At 67.7% G+C, this 16,037-nt stretch carries 11 protein-coding genes; 5 read left to right on the top strand and 6 right to left on the bottom strand.

The window, feature by feature from the left end:
• Positions 1-42 precede the first annotated feature (42 nt).
• From DC366_RS04190 to DC366_RS04180, 3 genes are all read left to right on the top strand, one after another.
• Entirely contained in the window at positions 43-1,269 is a 1,227-nt protein-coding gene (locus DC366_RS04190; protein ID WP_108690965.1) for a multidrug effflux MFS transporter, read from the top strand.
• A 44-nt stretch (positions 1,270-1,313) separates the two neighbouring features.
• Positions 1,314-2,606, top strand: a complete 1,293-nt coding sequence (gene serS / locus DC366_RS04185) for a serine--tRNA ligase (RefSeq protein WP_108690964.1) — start codon at positions 1,314-1,316, stop codon at positions 2,604-2,606.
• A 75-nt stretch (positions 2,607-2,681) separates the two neighbouring features.
• Positions 2,682-3,398: a TspO-related membrane protein gene (locus DC366_RS04180; RefSeq protein ID WP_108690963.1), complete on the top strand. Its 717-nt coding sequence runs from the start codon at positions 2,682-2,684 to the stop codon at positions 3,396-3,398.
• A 9-nt stretch (positions 3,399-3,407) separates the two neighbouring features.
• On the opposite strand, the gene der is transcribed toward DC366_RS04180, so the two are convergent.
• From der to DC366_RS04165, 3 genes are all read right to left on the bottom strand, one after another.
• Entirely contained in the window at positions 3,408-4,859 is a 1,452-nt protein-coding gene (gene der, locus DC366_RS04175; protein ID WP_108690962.1) for a ribosome biogenesis GTPase Der, read from the bottom strand.
• 48 nt (positions 4,860-4,907) lie between these two features.
• Entirely contained in the window at positions 4,908-6,260 is a 1,353-nt protein-coding gene (locus DC366_RS04170; protein WP_108690961.1) for a PQQ-like beta-propeller repeat protein, read from the bottom strand.
• 75 nt (positions 6,261-6,335) lie between these two features.
• On the bottom strand, positions 6,336-7,067 hold the full coding sequence (locus tag DC366_RS04165) for a hypothetical protein (protein ID WP_108690960.1): 732 nt from the start codon (positions 7,065-7,067) through the stop codon (positions 6,336-6,338).
• A gap of 310 nt (positions 7,068-7,377) precedes the next feature.
• On the opposite strand from DC366_RS04165, the gene DC366_RS04160 reads away from it, so the two are divergent.
• The gene (locus DC366_RS04160; protein ID WP_108691332.1) at positions 7,378-8,610 is read left to right on the top strand and encodes an efflux RND transporter periplasmic adaptor subunit; all 1,233 of its coding nucleotides are present in this window, start codon (positions 7,378-7,380) and stop codon (positions 8,608-8,610) included.
• Entirely contained in the window at positions 8,607-12,446 is a 3,840-nt protein-coding gene (locus DC366_RS04155; RefSeq protein WP_108690959.1) for an efflux RND transporter permease subunit, read from the top strand. Before DC366_RS04160 ends, DC366_RS04155 begins: the two co-directional genes overlap by 4 nt.
• 36 nt (positions 12,447-12,482) lie before the next feature.
• Here DC366_RS04155 and DC366_RS04150 read toward each other — a convergent pair whose 3' ends face one another.
• The 3 genes from DC366_RS04150 to DC366_RS20045 all read right to left on the bottom strand — a co-directional run bounded on the left by DC366_RS04150 (position 12,483) and on the right by DC366_RS20045 (position 15,903).
• The gene (locus DC366_RS04150; protein ID WP_108690958.1) at positions 12,483-12,824 is read right to left on the bottom strand and encodes a hypothetical protein; all 342 of its coding nucleotides are present in this window, start codon (positions 12,822-12,824) and stop codon (positions 12,483-12,485) included.
• Complete coding sequence (locus tag DC366_RS04145) at positions 12,824-14,647, bottom strand: ABCB family ABC transporter ATP-binding protein/permease (RefSeq protein ID WP_108690957.1); 1,824 nt, start codon at positions 14,645-14,647, stop codon at positions 12,824-12,826. Before DC366_RS04145 ends, DC366_RS04150 begins: the two co-directional genes overlap by 1 nt.
• Positions 14,648-14,781: 134 nt before the next feature.
• On the bottom strand, positions 14,782-15,903 hold the full coding sequence (locus DC366_RS20045; protein ID WP_207768653.1) for a LysM peptidoglycan-binding domain-containing protein: 1,122 nt from the start codon (positions 15,901-15,903) through the stop codon (positions 14,782-14,784).
• Positions 15,904-16,037 lie beyond the last annotated feature (134 nt).

Below are 16,037 nucleotides of genomic sequence, written 5' to 3'. Positions count from 1 at the left end.
CCCGCGCCCGGACGGCGGCGCCTTGCCGCGAAAGGCCCGATCATGCGCAAACCCATCGCCACCCTGCCGATCCCGGAATTCGTCATCCTGCTGGCGCTCATGGTCTCGACCACGGCGCTGGCCACGGACATCATGCTGCCCGCGCTCGATGTCATGGGTCATGATCTGGGCGTGGATGATCCCAACTCGGTGCAGCTGATCGTCTCGTCGCTGTTTCTGGGCTTTGCGGTGGGTCAGGCGCTGGCCGGGCCGCTGTCGGACAGCTTCGGGCGCAAGCCGGTGATCTATGCGGGCTATGTCGTCTTTATCATCGGCTGCCTGATGTCGCTTTTCGCGTCCAGCTGGGAGGTGATGATCGCGGGCCGCGTGCTGCAGGGCTTTGGCGCCGCCGCGCCGCGCATCGTGACGCTGGCACTGGTGCGCGACGGCTATGAGGGGCGGGCCATGGCGCGGATCATGTCGATCGTCATGGCCGTTTTCATCCTTGTGCCCACCATCGCCCCGGCGCTGGGACAGCTGGTGATCTGGGCCAGCGACTGGCGCGGCACCTTCGTGGTGCTTATCGCGCTGGGGGTCGGCGCAAGCGCATGGTTCGCCGCGCGCCAGCCCGAAACCCTCGCCCGGCACGAGCGGCGCCCCTTCTCGGCGCGCAGCATCGGCGCGGGCCTGCGCGAGATCATGGCCAGCCGCGTGGCCGTGGGCAACACCATTGCGCTGGGGCTGATCTTCGGCGTGTTCCTCAGCTATCTGAGCACCGCGCAGCAGATCTTTCAGGGCGCCTATGATACCGGCGCGCTCTTTGCGCTTTATTTCGGCATGGCGGCGCTGTCGATCGGCGGCGCGTCGGTGGTCAACTCGCTGCTGGTGATGCGGCTGGGGATGCGGCACCTGACGCGGCTGGCGCTGCTGGGGCTGGCGGGGCTGTCCTTTGCGTTCCTGATCCCGGTTTTCGCCTGGGACGGCACGCCGCCGCTGGCGCTGTTCATGCTGTGGCTGATGGCCGCGTTCTTCTGCACCGGCATCCTGTTCGGCAACCTGAACGCGATCGCGATGGAGCCTTTGGGCCATATCGCCGGGCTGGGCGCGGCACTGATCGGATCACTCTCGAACTTCATTGCGCTGCCGATTGCCTTTGTCATCGGGCATCAGTTCGACGGCACCGTGGTGCCGCTGGTGCTGGGTTTCGGCTGTCTTGGATTGGCCGCGCGCCTTGTGGTCGGCTGGGCGGAGCGCGAGCGCTCTACACCCGGCGCGCAATCTGGTGCATAACGCGCAGGAAGATCCGATTCACTTGCGCCCTGAGGACCCGACCCATGCATGACATCCGCGCCATCCGCGAAAATCCTGCCGCCTTCGATGCCGCGCTGACACGGCGCGGCGGCGCGCCCGCAGCCGATGCCATCCTGGCCCTCGACGAGGCGCGCCGCGCCCGCATCTCCGCCGCCGAGACGGCGCAGGCCGAGCAGAACAAGGCCTCCAAGGATGTGGGCGCCGCCAAGGCCGCCGGGAACGACGCCGAATTCGAGCGCCTGCGCGTCCTTGTCAGCGAAAAGAAGGCCGAGATCGCGGCCATGAGCGCCGAGGCCAAGACACTGGACGCCGAGCTGACGGCCATGCTGCTGGAGCTGCCGAACCTGCCGATGGACGATGTGCCGGACGGCGCCGATGAGGCGGATAACGTGGAAATCCGCCGCTGGGGCACGCCCGCCACCCATGATTTCACCCCCAAGGAACATTACCAGCTGGAGGGCGTCATCCCCGGCATGGATTTCGAGGCGGGCGCCAAGCTGAGCGGCACGCGCTTCGTCGTGCTGTCGGGCGCGGTCGCGCGCATCCACCGCGCGCTGGCGCAGTTCATGCTGGACACCCACGTCGATGAGAACGGCCTGCTGGAGACATGGACGCCCGTTCTGGTGCGCGAGGAGATGATGATCGGCACCGGGCAGCTGCCCAAATTCGGCGAGGACAGCTACCGGACCACCGATGGCTGGTGGCTGGTGCCGACCGCCGAGGTGCCGGTGACGAACCTCGTCAACGGCGAGGTGGTCGAGCAATCCTCCCTGCCCCGCCGTCACGTGGCGCATACCCAGTGCTTCCGCTCCGAAGCGGGCAGCGCGGGGCGCGACACGTCGGGCATGCTGCGCCAGCACCAGTTCGAAAAGGTCGAGATGGTCAGCATCACCCACCCGGACACCAGCCGGGACGAGCTGGACCGCATGACCGCCTGCGCCGAAGGCATCCTTGAAAAGCTGGGCCTGCCTTACCGCACGGTCGTGCTGTGCACCGGCGACATGGGGTTCGGCGCGCGGCGCACCCATGACATCGAGGTGTGGCTGCCCGGGCAGGATACCTATCGCGAGATCAGCTCCGTATCGGTCTGCGGCGATTTTCAGGCCCGGCGCATGAATGCGCGGTTCAAGCCGGCAGACGGCGGCAAGCCGCAATTCGTGCACACGCTGAACGGCTCGGGCCTTGCGGTCGGGCGCTGCCTGATCGCGGTGCTGGAGAACGGCCAGCAGGCGGATGGCGCCGTGCGCTTGCCCGAGGCGCTGCAGCCCTATCTGGGCGGCAAATCCCTGCTGAGCGCCGAGGGCAAGCTGGTCTGACTGCCGCGCGCTTGACTGCGGCGCGGGGGCGCTATTTCCCTTTGGCATAGCCTGCCAAACGTGAAAGACGCCCCCATGCCCATCCTCGTGCTGATCGCCGCCATCGCCTTTGCCCTGTCGCCGCTGCTCGCGCCCGGATTTGGCGGGTTCGACGCCAACCAGTTCCCCATCCCGCAGATCGAGCCGCCGGTTCAGCCGGCCGGCTATGCCTTTTCGATCTGGGGCCTGATCTATCTGTGGCTCATCCTCGGAGCCGCCTACGGGCTGTGGAAGCGCCGCGATGATGCCAATTGGGCCGCGATGCGCCTGCCGCAGGTCCTGACGCTGGCGGTCGGGGCCGTCTGGCTGCCGGTCGCGCAATCGAGCGCGGTCTGGGCGACGGTGCTGATCTGGATAATGTGGGGCTTTGCCATCTGGGCGCTTGTCCGCGCGCCTCGCGGCGGCGGCAGCGACGCGTGGCTGGGCCGCGCGCCTGTCGCGCTTTACGCGGGGTGGCTGACGGCGGCCTCATCGGTGTCGCTGGGCCTGATGGCCGCAGGGTATGGCGGGATGGACCCCGTCGTGGCGGCGATGCTGGCGCTGCTGATCGCGCTGGCGCTGACGGCCGCCATCGCGCGGATCCGGCCGGACGCCATCGCCTATCCGATCGGCGTCATCTGGGCGCTGATCGGGGTCTGCGTGCAGAACGCGCAAAGCGGCGCAACCTCGGTGCTGATCCTGGCCGCCGTGGGCGCCGCGCTGCTGGCCGCCCAGGCCGTGCTGAACCTGCGCCGGACGCCGCCCATGCCCTGACGCCAGCGGCTATTTCGATCCCTTGCCCAGATGCTTGCGCAGGCTGGAGGGGCCGGATTTTTTCCTGGCCTTGTAGGGGTTCTTGTCGTTCTGGCTGCGCATGTGCAGGCGGATCGGCGTGCCGGGCATGTCGAAATCGACGCGCAGGCCGTTGACCAGATAACGCGTATAGCTTTCGGGCAGCTTGTCGGGATGGCTGCACATCACCACGAAACCGGGCGGGCGCGTTTTCGCCTGCGTCATGTAGCGCAGCTTGATACGCTTGCCGCCGGGGGCGGGGGGCGGATGCTGCTCCAGCATGCCGGTCAGCCAGCGGTTGAGCTGCGCGGTCGTGATGCGCCGGTTCCAGACGTCATGCGCCTGCTCGACCGCGGCGCGCAGCCGGTCCAGCCCCTTGCCCGTCACTGCGGAAACCGTGACCATCGGCGCGCCGCGCAGCTGCGGCAAAAGCCGCTCGAACGCCTCGCGCAGGTCGCGCAGTTTCTGCTGCTTTTCAGGCTCCAGATCCCATTTGTTGATCGCGATCACCACCGCGCGCCCCTCGCGCTCGGCCAGATCGGCGATGCGCAGGTCCTGCTGCTCGAACGGGATGGCGGCGTCCAGAAGCACGATCACCACCTCGGCGAATTTCACCGCGCGCAGGCCGTCGCCGACGCTGAGCTTTTCCAGCTTTTCCTGAACGCGGGCCTTCTTGCGCATGCCGGCGGTGTCAAAGATGCGCGTGTGCAGCCCGTCCCATTCGATCTGCAGCGATATCGCATCGCGCGTGATCCCGGCCTCGGGCCCGGTCAGAAGGCGATCTTCGCCCAGTATCTTGTTGATAAGGGTCGATTTTCCGGCATTGGGCCGCCCCACCACCGCAATCTGAAGCGGCTTTGACGCGGTCGGCACGCGGGGTGCGTCGGGATCATCCTCGTCAACGGCGACATCCACATCGGGCGCATCGGCGGCGGCGCGTTCGGCAAACCCGTCCGATAGCGGCATCAGCACGGAATAAAGATCGTTCAGCCCCTCGCCATGTTCCGCCGACAGGCGGATCGGCTCGCCCAGGCCCAGACCATACGCCTCGATCACTCCGGCATCGGCGGCCGAGCCTTCGGCCTTGTTCGCGGCCAGAATGACATGCCTGGACCGCTTGCGCAGGATGTCGGCGAAGACCTCGTCAGTGGGCGTGACGCCCGTCCGCGCGTCGATCATGAAGAGGCAGATATCGGCCATGTCGACCGCCCGTTCGGTCAGTTTGCGCATGCGCCCCTGCAGCGATTCGTCGGTCGCTTCCTCCAGCCCCGCGGTGTCGATCACGGTAAAGCGCAGATCGCCCAGCCGCGCCGCGCCCTCGCGCAGATCGCGCGTGACGCCGGGCTGGTCGTCGACCAGCGCAAGGCGCTTGCCCACAAGGCGATTGAACAGCGTGGATTTGCCCACATTGGGGCGCCCCACGATGGCGAGGCTGAAAGTCATGTAAGCGCTCCGAGACGGATCAAGCCGTCCTTCTAGGGCATTACGCGGTCAGCGGAAAGCGTGCAGTTGCCCGTTGGTGCCCACCACGTAAAGAACGCCGCCCGCGACAACGGGGTTGGTCGTCGCGCCGCCGGGCACCGCGACACTGCGGCGCAGCGCACCGCTGGCCGGATCGAAGAACCGCAGATAGCCGTCATTGGACGCCGTCACCAGCTGCCCGCCCGCCATGATGGGACCGTAATGGGCGAAAACCTCGGCCTGGCGCTTGGGCTTGGCTTTCACGAACAGGGGCAGTTTCGTGCCCCAGACGCGGCTGCCATCCCCGGCACGCAGGCGCACCAGCTCGTTCTTGTCCGAGATCAGGAAGACCGAATCATCAGTGATCCAGACCGGGTTCATCGGGCCTTCATTCGCCGTCCAGATCCGCTCGCCATTGGCGATCTTCAGGGCCGACATGCGGCCCGACTGGTTGCCGACATAGACGCGGTCGCCGTAGATTACCGGATCGCCCGCGATGGAGGGCACGTTGCTTTGGGCCAGACCCTTGCGGCGCCCGGCGATGGAGGCATCCCACAGGCGCAGGCCCCCCTTGCGGAACGCGCCCTGTACCTCGCCCGAGCCGAAGGCAAAGACGGCGTATTTGTCCGAAACCGCGGGTGCCGGGCCGCCAAGGATGTTGTTGATGCTGGGCGTGGCGACAAGGCGCCATTCGATGCGCCCGGTCCGGGTATCCAGCGCCCAGGCGGTCTCGTCCCCCGCGACGAGATAGACGATATTGCCCACGACCGTTGGCGTCGCCGTGCCGGTCTCAAGCAGTTCCTGCTCCCAGATGACGCGGCCCGTGGCCGGATCCAGCGCCGTGATGCGGCCAAAGCCGGTGGAGGCAAAGAGCTTGCCATCGCCATAGGCCAGCCCGCCGCCGCTGCCCTCGGAGGCCGAATCGTAGGCAGGCACAAGGCTGGTGGACCACAGGGCGCCGCCGCTGGTGCTGTGAGCGCTGACCTGCGCATTGGCATCCATGGCAAAGACCCGCCCGCCCGCAACCACCGGGTCGGCGGTGATGCGGCGCCGGGCGCCGTCACCCGCCCCGATGGACGCGGACCAGATCAGCCGGGGCGCCGCGCCGAGGGCGGGATGCGCCGCGCGCGTGGCCGGTGTGCCGATGCGCTGGGGCCAGCTGGCATTGGCGGAGGCGGCAGGCAGGCGCACCGCCTCTGCCACGTTGGGACCGGCCGCGCCGACGACCTCGCTTGCCGCCGGCTCGGCCTGATCGCCGGTCAGCACCTCGCGCAATCCCTCGCGCTTGCCGGGCAGGATGGGGTCCTTTTCCGAGCAGGCAGCCAGCAGCAGCGCTGCCGCGACAAGGCCAATGATCGTTCCGTTCCGTGTCACCGCGTGCATTCCCCGTTCCCCGTGTTCCTCGCGCCACATGACGGGCGCCCAGATCCTTGCCATCTCCCCACTCGGGGCACGTGTCTATTCGGCGGCGCCTTCGCCCTGCGTCCCGGCGCCGTCTGCCGGTTCCTCGTCCGGCTCCGGCTGCGCCGCCTCGGCGCCCGGAGTGACGTCGCCGCCCAGCGCCACAATCACTTGTGTCGCGCGTCGGCGCAAGCCCGGCGTCGCCTCGGCATCGCCAATGATGCCGCGCAGGCGCGCCTGCGCCGACGCGGGATCGTCCGCCTCGATATCCAGATAGGCCAGCTGTTCCTCGGCCAGAAGGCGCATCACGCCCTCGCCCAGCGCCAGACCGTCCAGCCGGTCACGCCGCGCCTGCGGGCTCATGCCGCCATCCGGGATCATCACGGCCTTGAGCGTGGCGATCTGGCGATAGACCGGTGCCGCGCCGCCGCTGTCGTCGGCAATCGCCAAAAGGCGGCGCACCGCGCCTTCGGGGTCGTCCTTCAGCGCTTCGGCGGCGGCCATCATCGCGATCACCGCCTCGCTGCCGGGACCGGCCGGCGCGACCGCGTCCAGCGCATCGACGCGCGCGCTCTGGTCCTCGGTCTCGAGCGCGGACAGGATCGCATCGCCCAGCGCCTCGGCCTCGGCGCGGTTTTGCGCCTTGCGCCACTCGTTATAGGCCGCACCGCCCACCAAAATCACGACGGCCAGGATCGCAATCCAGCCATAGCGGCGCATGAGCCCGAACAAGCGGTCGCGTCGGACCTCTTCGCTGACCTCTTCGATGAAACTGTCGCTGTCACTCACTGGGGGGCGCCTGCCTTGCCTTGATGCGGTTTTGCCCCTCTTAGCGTGTCATGCGGTGCCTGCCAAGGGCCGCGCGGCGGCGCGCGCGCAGGCAGTTTTGCGCGCAGCGGGGCGAAAGAGCGATCCGCAAGGCGCCGGGATGCGTATTCTCGTTCAAGAAACCTGTGACCCCGCCCCTGATTTGCGCTAGTGCAATCTGCGGCCCGGCGGGTATCACGTGGCGGCGGGCGGCGCCGGCGGTGATGGATCAGGCATCCCCGATTCCGTGACCACCGCCATATCGGCGACGGGCTTGCAGGAAAGGAAATGCATGCGTCTCTTCTCGATCCTTGCTGCGATCATCGTGTCGCTGGCGATCTATCTGTTCGTGTTCGAGCGCCCGCGCCTGACCGCCCTGCTGCCCGCGTCCTCCGCCCCCGAAGAGGCGGCGCAGACAGATCAGTCGGAGCCGAGCGCGCCGGATCCCGGCGGCGCGATCAACGTCGTCGCCCAGCGCAGCACGGCGCAGGACATCGGCAGCGCCGTGGTGCTGCGCGGCCGGACCCAGGCGATGCGGCAGGTCGAGGTGCGCGCCGAAACTTCCGGCAAGGTGGTCAGCGAGCCGCTGCGCAAGGGCAGCTTTGTCGAGACCGGCCAGACGCTCTGCCGCCTTGCCCCCGGCACGCGGGAGGCCACGCTGGCCGAGGCCCGCGCCCGCCGGGCCGAGGCCGAAACCCGCGTTCCCGAAGCCCAAGCGCGTCTGGCCGAGGCCGAGGCGCGCCTGGCCGAGGCGCAGCTGAACGACACCGCCGCCGAGAGGCTCAGCGAGAGCGGATTTGCCTCCGACACGCGCGTTGCCGGAACGCGCGCGGCCCTCAGCGCCGGGAAGGCGGCGGTTCAGGCCGCGCGGTCGGGTCTTGACGCCGCGCGCACCGGGATCGAGGCCGCAAGCGCCAACATCGCCGCCGCCGAGGAAGAGCTGGCGCGCCTCGATATCACCGCGCCCTTCGCCGGTCTGCTGGAATCCGACACCGCCGAGCTGGGCGAGCTGTTGCAGCCCGGCGCGCTCTGCGCGGTGGTGATCCAGCTGGACCCGGTAAAGCTGGTCGGGTTCGCGCCCGAAGCGGACGTGGCGCTGATCACGGCGGGCGCCGAGGCGCGCGCGCGGCTGATCGGCGATGCCGAAGTGTCGGGCAAGGTGACGTTCATCTCGCGCGCCGCCGATCCCGAAACGCGCACCTTCCGCGTCGAAGTGACCGTGCCCAACCCCGATCTGGCGCTGCGCGACGGGCAGACGGCCGAAATTACCGTCGCGGCCGCCGGCACGCCCGCGCATCTGATCCCGCAATCGGCCCTGACGCTCAGCGACGAGGGCACGCTGGGCGTGCGCATCGTCACGCAGGCGAACGAGGCCGATTTCGTGCCCGTGACACTGATCCGCGACACGCCCTCAGGGATCTGGGTGTCCGGCCTGCCAGAGGTCGCGGACGTGATCGTGATCGGGCAGGAATATGTCGTCGCGGGCGTTCCGGTGAAGGCCAGCTTTGCGGATCCCGCGCAATGACCGGCATCGTCGACTGGGCCGCGCGCCGCGCGCGGATGGTGCTGGCCTTCATCGCGCTCAGCCTGCTGGCCGGCACCTTCGCCTATGTCGGCCTGCCCAAGGAAGGCGAGCCCGACATCGAGATCCCCGCGCTCTTCGTGTCGGTCGTCTTTCCCGGCATCTCCGCCGAGGACAGCGAGAAGCTGCTGGTCAAGGTCATGGAGACCGAACTGAGCGATCTGGATGGCCTCAAGGACCTGTCGGGCACCGCCGCCGAGGGCTATGCCGGCGTCGCGCTGGAATTCGAATACGGCTGGGACAAGACGCGCATCATGGCCGACGTGCGCGACGCGATGAGCGCCGCCGAGGCCAAGTTTCCCGACGGCGCCGAGAAATACTCGCTGACCGAGATCAACTTCAGCGAATTTCCCATCCTGATCGTCAATCTCACCGGCAACGTGCCCGAACGCACCATGACGCGCATCGCCAAGGACCTGCAGGACCGGCTGGAAGCGCTGGAGCCGGTGCTGGAGGCCGGCATCGCCGGCAGCCGCGACGAACTGGTCGAGGTGGTGATCGACCCCTTGCGCCTTGAGGCCTACAACGTGACGGCGGGCGAGCTGATCAACGTGGTGCGCAACAACAACCTGCTGGTGGCGGCGGGCGAGCTGCGCAGCGCGGGCGGCGCCTTTGCGGTCAAGATCCCGTCGTCCTTCGACAGCACGCGCGATTTCTACGATCTGCCGGTCAAGACCAATGGCGACCGCGTCGTCACGCTGGGCGATCTGTCGCGCATCAACCTGACCTTCGAGGACCGCGCCGGCACCGCCCGTTTCAACGGACAGAACACCGTCGCGCTGCAGATGGTCAAACGCAAGGGCTTCAACATCATCGACACCGCCGCGCTGGTGCGACGCACCGTGGCGGACGCGCGCGCCGCGTGGCCCGAGGGCCTGAAGGCGGCCGTCGATGTGGGCACCTCGAACGATCAGTCGCGCACCGTGGCGTCGATGGTCGCGCAGCTTGAGGGATCGGTGCTGACGGCCATCGCGCTGGTGATGATCGTGATGCTGGCGACGCTGGGCGTGCGCCCTGCGCTGCTGGTGGGATTTGCAATTCCCACATCATTCCTGCTGTGTTTTGCACTGCTTGCGGTCATGGGCATTACAATTTCCAACATCGTGATGTTCGGCCTCATCCTGGCGGTGGGCATGCTGGTGGACGGCGCGATCGTGGTGGTCGAATACGCCGACCGGCGGATTCAGGAGGGTTCGGGCCCGATGACGGCCTATGTCGAGGCGGCCAAGCGCATGTTCTGGCCCATCGTCAGCTCGACCGCGACGACGCTCTGCGCATTCCTGCCGATGCTGTTCTGGCCGGGCGTTCCGGGCCAGTTCATGGGGATGCTGCCGGTCACGCTGATCTTCGTGCTGTCCGCGTCGCTTCTAGTCGCGCTGGTCTATCTGCCGGTGCTGGGCGGCGTCACCGGGCGGCTCGAGAACTGGTTCAACGCGCGCACCGCCCAGCTCGCCGGTAGCTGGTGGGGCTGGCATCTGGCGCTGTTTCCGGTGGCCGCCGGAGCGGTTGTCATGCTGGCGGTGTTCGGCCCTTTCAAGCAGCCGACACCCGAAACCGGCCCCATCGTCGACAGCACCGGGCAGGCCAGCATGCGCCTTGGCGACATTGCCCGCGATCTGATCCTGCAAATGGACATGACGGACCTGATCAGCTCGGTCCTGCCGACCCTCATCACCGTTTTCGGGCTGGGGCTCGCCATCGCCCTGCTGATCGCGGCGGGGCTTGGCGGGGCGGTCGCGCTGGTGGTGGGCGTCATGGCGCTTTGGCGGCGGGCCGCTCATGGCGCGCGCCGGCTGGGGCTGCGGATACGGCCGCGCCGCCGGGCGCGGCCCGTGCGCGCAGGTTACCGGCGCACGCCCTTCGGCTGGCTGATCAACGCCATCGTGGCCAACCCCGTCATGCCGCTGGTCGCGTTCGGCGCGATCTTCGTCATCGTGGGCATGACGCTGGTTTTCTACATCCAGAACAACAACGGGACCGAGTTTTTCGTCGAATCCGAGCCCGAGCAGGGCATCGTCTATGTCCGCGCGCGTGGCAACCTGTCGCTGGAGCAAAAGGATGCGCTGGTCTTGCAGGCCGAACAGATCGTGCTGGCCGAGCCGGGCATCGAATCGGCGTTTTCCTTTGCGGGCGATGGCGGGCTGACCAACAACACAGGCGGCGCGCAACCGCCCTTGGACACGATCGGGCAGGTCCAGTTCGAGACGATCCCGTGGGACGAACGCCCGACCGTGACCGAGCCATGGCTCTGGGGGCTTTGGGATCGCAAGATCAGCGATCCGGCGGTCGATGGCGATCTGATCATCACCGACCTGACCGCCAGGCTGGAACAGATCCCCGGCATCAAGGTGGAAATCCTCGGCCAGACCGGCGGCCCCGCCTCGGCCAAACCGGTGCATCTGCGCCTCAAGGGCGATGACTGGCCGGTGCTGATGGAGGCCACCCGCACCGTGCGGGCGAAGTTCGATGCCACCTACGGGCTGAAGCTGGTCGAGGACACCCTGCCCCTGCCCGGCATCGACTGGCAGATCGAGGTCGATATTGAGAAAGCCGGCCGGTTCGGCGCCGATGTCGCCACCGTCGGCGGCATGGTGCAACTGGTCACGCGCGGCCTGTTTCTCGACACGATGCGCGTGCCCTCCTCGGACGAGGAGATCGACATCCGCGCCCGCATGCCCGAACCCGACCGGGTGCTCAGCACGCTGGATTCGCTGAAGGTGCGCACCAATCAGGGGCTGGTGCCGCTGGCCAATTTCATCACCCGAAAACCCGTGCCCCGCCTCGCGCAGATCGACCGGATTGATCAGACGCGGTATTTCGACGTCAAGGCGGGCGTGATGTCGGGCGTGACCGTTACGCACATCGCCGAGGATGGCAGCGAGACGACCCGCCCGTTGACCGCGAACGAGCGGATCGCCCATCTGACCGAATGGCTGGACAGCGGCGTTCTGCCCGATGGCGTGCGCTATGAATGGACCGGCGACCAGGAAGAGCAGGAGGAATCCGGCGCCTTCCTGATGCAGGCCTTCGCAGGCGCGCTGGGGCTGATGTTCATCATCCTGCTGGCGCAGTTCAACAGCGTCTACAACGCCGTTCTGGTGCTTCTGGCCGTGGTTTTGTCCACCACGGGCGTGCTGATCGGGATGCTGGTGATGGGGCAGACATTCTCGATCATCATGACCGGAACGGGGATTGTCGCGCTGGCCGGAATCGTGGTGAACAACAACATCGTTCTTATTGATACCTATCAGGAATTCAGCCGCTACATGCCCCGGATCGAGGCGATCACACGGACCGCCGAGGCGCGCATCAGGCCTGTCCTGCTGACCACGATCACCACCATGGCGGGCCTTGCGCCGATGATGTTCGGGCTGTCCCTGGATTTCGTGAATGGCGGCTACAGTTTCAACAGCCCCACGGCGCTGTGGTGGAAGCAATTGGCGACGGCGGTGGTCTTTGGCCTTGGGATTGCCACCGTGCTGACGCTGATCTTCACGCCGTCGATGCTGGCGCTGCGCGTGTGGCTGGGCACCTATGCGGGCTGGCTGGCACGCGCGGCGGCGGCGCTGTCTATGGGCCGCACCAGCCGCGCCGCGCGCGACTGGGCGCTGGTGCGCGCCGCCCGCGGCATCCGCGCGCCCGAGATCCTCTGGGACGATGGCAGCGGGCCCGCCGAGCCGCCCGCCGCCGCCGATAGAGACGATTACATGGAGACCGAAGGCGCCCACCTGGAGCTGGAGGATCTCAAGCGGATCCTGAAAACGCGCGCGGCAGAATAGCCTGCGCCCACCGATACGGCCTCCCGGCGGGCAATATCATTCGCCACGCGCGCGAGCCTCGGCGTCCAGCGCGGCCCACCAGTCAGCATAGCTGCTGCGCGCGGGATGCATGCCGCCCTCGTCGGGCGCGCCATCGTCCCACCAGACCGGCCCGCGCTCGCCCAGACGCCGCTTGGCCGCGTCGACATCCGCGCGGGCGGCCTGCTGGGCCGCGCCGTCATCGCCGGCCAACTGAACGGCGCGGCGGGCCTGCATCAGCGCCTTGACGGCGGCGCGGCGCGTGCTGTCATCCAGCCCCGGATCGGTGCAGCGCCAAAGCCGGGCGCGCGAGACGAAGTAGCGCCCGTCCGGCGTGCGGGGATAGTCCTTTTTCGCCATCAGGCGGCCTCGTCCGATTGTTGGCGGCGCCACAGGCCCGCATAACGCCCGCCGGCCTCCAGCAGATCGGAATGAGTGCCGTCCTCGATGATGCGCCCGTCCTCCAGCACCACGATCCGGTCGGCATCGGCCACGGTGCTGAGGCGATGCGCGATGATCAGCACCGTGCGCCCCTGTCCGGCGCGGGCCAGCGCGCCCTGAATGTCACGCTCGGTCGCAGTGTCGAGCGCGCTGGTCGCCTCGTCCAGCAGCAGGATCGGCGGATCCTTCAGCAGCGTGCGCGCGATGCCGACGCGCTGCTTTTCGCCGCCCGACAGCTTCAGCCCGCGCTCGCCCACGGTGGTGTCATAGCCCAGCGGCAGCGACGTGATGAAGTCGTGGATCGACGCGGCGCGGGCGGCCTCGATCACGTCGTCCATGCTGGCGCCATCGCGACCATAGGCGATGTTGTAGCCGATCGTGTCGTTGAACAGCACCGTATCCTGCGGCACGACGCCGATCGCCTTGTGCAGGCTGGATTGCGTGACGCCGCGAATATCCTGCCCGTCGATCAGCAGCGCGCCCTGACTGACGTCATAGAACCGGAAAAGCAGCCGCCCGATGGTGGATTTGCCCGACCCCGTCGGCCCGACAATTGCGACGGTCTGCCCCGGCTCGGCGGTGAGGGAAATCCCCTTGAGGATCTCGCGGTCCGCGTCATAGCCGAAATGCACATCCCGCAGCTCGACCTTGCCGCCCGTGACCTTCAGCGCCGGCGCCTCCGCCGCGTCGGTCACATCGGGTGCCTGATCCAGCAGACCGAACATCTCGCCCATGTCCACAAGGCTCTGGCGGATCTCGCGGTAGACGGTGCCAAGGAAGTTCAGCGGCATGGTGATCTGGATCATGTAGGCGTTGACCATGACGAAATCGCCCACCGTCAGCGTGCCGTCCTGCACGCCAAGCGCCGCCATCACCATGACGATGACAAGGCCCGATGTGATCAGCAGCGACTGCCCGAAATTGAGGAAGGACAGCGAATAGGAGGTGCGCACCGCCGCCCGCTCGTAGCGGGCCATGGCGGCGTCATAGCGGGCGGCCTCGCGGTTTTCGGCGCCGAAATACTTGACGGTCTCGTAGTTCAGCAGGCTGTCGATCGCCTTCTGATTGGCGTCGGTGTCCTGATCGTTCATCTCGCGGCGCAATTTCACGCGCCATTCCGTGACCTTGAAGGTGAAGGCGACATAAAGCGCGATCACCACCACGACGACGAAAAGATACCAAAAATCGAACGCCGCCCACAGCACGATGCCCACCAGAACCAGCTCCAGGATCAGCGGAAAGATCGAGAAGATGAGAAAACGCAGCAGGAAATCGACGCCCTTGACGCCCCGCTCGATGATGCGGCTCAGCCCGCCGGTCTTGCGCGTGATGTGATAGCGCATCGACATCGCGTGAATGTGCCGGAAGGTGCGCAGCGCCACGCGGCGCAGCGCGTGCTGGCCAACCGGCGCAAATAGCGCATCGCGCAGCTGTTGCAGCCCCACATTCATCAGGCGAGCCATGCCGTAGGCCACGGTCAGCGCGATGGCGCCCGCCCCGAGCGTCCAGGCCGCATCCGGCGCCTCGCCCGACAGCGTATCGACCGCGGCCTTGTAGAAGAACGGCGTGCCGACCGCGATCAGCTTGGCCGCGAAGAGCGCGATCAGCGCCAGCACGATCCGCCGCTTGATCCAGCCGCCGCCCTGCCGCGGCCACAGGTAGGGCGCGACGCGCATCACAGTGGCCCAGCCGGAGGCTGCGGGCTGCGTGTCGACGTCAATGCTGTGGGATGACTGGCGCATGTTGGCCCTTTACCTGCCGGGAAAGCCCATCAGATAGGCCAGCTTGGCCCGGATATCCAGCCGCCGCGCAGATCGCGCGCGGCTTTTCCGACGGCATGGGACGGAGTTTGACAATTTGAACCAAGATGAAGCGGTCAGTCCGGCAGTGTGAAGACCTGCCCGGGATAAATGAGATCCGGGTTGCGAATGCGGTCCGAATTGGCCTCGAACACGCGGACATAGAGTATGCCTTCGCCGTAGGTCTCGCGCGAGATGGCCCAGAGGGTATTGCCCGGCTGAACGGTCACGGCGCGGATGGCCGGGGCGGCGTCCGGCGGCGTTTCCGCGCGCGCGCGGGGCGCGTCCTGAAGATCGGCCAGCAGGGCGCGGTCCTCGCGTTTGAAGGGGGTTTCAACCCGGCTCTGAACCTCGCCGCTGTCGTCCAGCTGGTCGATGCGCAGGGTATAGATGCCGGTATCGACCTGCGGCAGGTCACTGCGCCAGGTGCCGTCCTGCGCGATATGCGACGTGGTGATGGCGCGGTTGTCCAGATAGATGCGCACTTGGCCGGTACCGGGCGCGCGGCCCGCAAGTTGCACGTCGCCGTCCTGCGAATAGCTGATCGTGTCCAGCGCGACATTGCGCGTGGCGCGCGGCGTGTCGGCGGCATCTGGCAATTGAAGGACGCGCGCGCCCTCGGCATCTGCCATGAGAACGGTCTGGGCCGACTCCGGAACGGACTGGGCCTTTTGCGCGTCGGGCGTCTGGGTTGCGGTGGCGCTTGGCTGCGGCTCGGGTGTGACAGCTGGCGCAATGACGATCTGCTGGGCGCCTTCAACCGGCGCCGTATCCGCAGGCCCTGTCAGGCGCAGGGACAGCACGCGTGGGGTGGTTGCCGCGGGCAGGGTCAGGAAGGCGGCGAATTTGCCGTCATCCTCAAGCGGCGCGGTGGCATGCACGTCGCCGTCGAGGATGATTTGCGCGCTCCAGCCGGGCGCGCCGCGCCCTGCAACCAAGGCCTCGCCATCCGGCTGGAGGCGAAACAGGTCAATTTGCGGGGCCTCTGCGGTCTGGCGATCCGTCGCGATAGCGTCCAGTTGCGGGGCGGGAGCGACGGCCGTTTCTGGCGCGGCAGTCTCGGTCGCCATCTCCGGCGCGGGGCGCGCGCCGATGACACCGCCGAGGTAAAGCGCCGCGATGGCAATGGCCGCCAAAGCCGCCGCGGCGGACACCGCGCCCGCGACGCTTGCCTTGCGTGCCTTTGCCTGCGTGTTCATCGCCGGCCCCCTTCGCTTGCCGTCATGCGCCCCCGGCGCAGCGGGCGCATTGATGCGCAAGCGTAGCAATATGGCTGTCACGGGTCAAAACAACCCTTGCATCAGGCCCGCCTGCCCGGCTCGCGCCCAGCAAC

It is taken from the genome of Pelagivirga sediminicola (assembly GCF_003072125.1).
GTDB classification, from domain to species: Bacteria; Pseudomonadota; Alphaproteobacteria; order Rhodobacterales; family Rhodobacteraceae; genus Roseovarius; species Roseovarius sediminicola.
This window is presented reverse-complemented; position numbering and strand designations above follow the sequence as displayed.

Excerpts from the sequence above, each read along its gene's own strand:
- DC366_RS04160 (WP_108691332.1), top strand. The coding sequence starts at position 7,378 with ATGCGTCTCTTCTCGATCCTTGCTGCGATCATCGTGTCGCTGGCGATC.
- DC366_RS04150 (WP_108690958.1), bottom strand. The coding sequence starts at position 12,824 with ATGGCGAAAAAGGACTATCCCCGCACGCCGGACGGGCGCTACTTCGTC.
- der (WP_108690962.1), bottom strand. The coding sequence starts at position 4,859 with ATGACTTTCAGCCTCGCCATCGTGGGGCGCCCCAATGTGGGCAAATCC.
- DC366_RS04170 (WP_108690961.1), bottom strand. The coding sequence starts at position 6,260 with ATGCACGCGGTGACACGGAACGGAACGATCATTGGCCTTGTCGCGGCA.
- DC366_RS04145 (WP_108690957.1), bottom strand. The coding sequence starts at position 14,647 with ATGCGCCAGTCATCCCACAGCATTGACGTCGACACGCAGCCCGCAGCC.
- DC366_RS04180 (WP_108690963.1), top strand. The coding sequence starts at position 2,682 with ATGCCCATCCTCGTGCTGATCGCCGCCATCGCCTTTGCCCTGTCGCCG.
- serS (WP_108690964.1), top strand. The coding sequence starts at position 1,314 with ATGCATGACATCCGCGCCATCCGCGAAAATCCTGCCGCCTTCGATGCC.
- DC366_RS04190 (WP_108690965.1), top strand. The coding sequence starts at position 43 with ATGCGCAAACCCATCGCCACCCTGCCGATCCCGGAATTCGTCATCCTG.
- DC366_RS04155 (WP_108690959.1), top strand. The coding sequence starts at position 8,607 with ATGACCGGCATCGTCGACTGGGCCGCGCGCCGCGCGCGGATGGTGCTG.
- DC366_RS20045 (WP_207768653.1), bottom strand. The coding sequence starts at position 15,903 with ATGAACACGCAGGCAAAGGCACGCAAGGCAAGCGTCGCGGGCGCGGTG.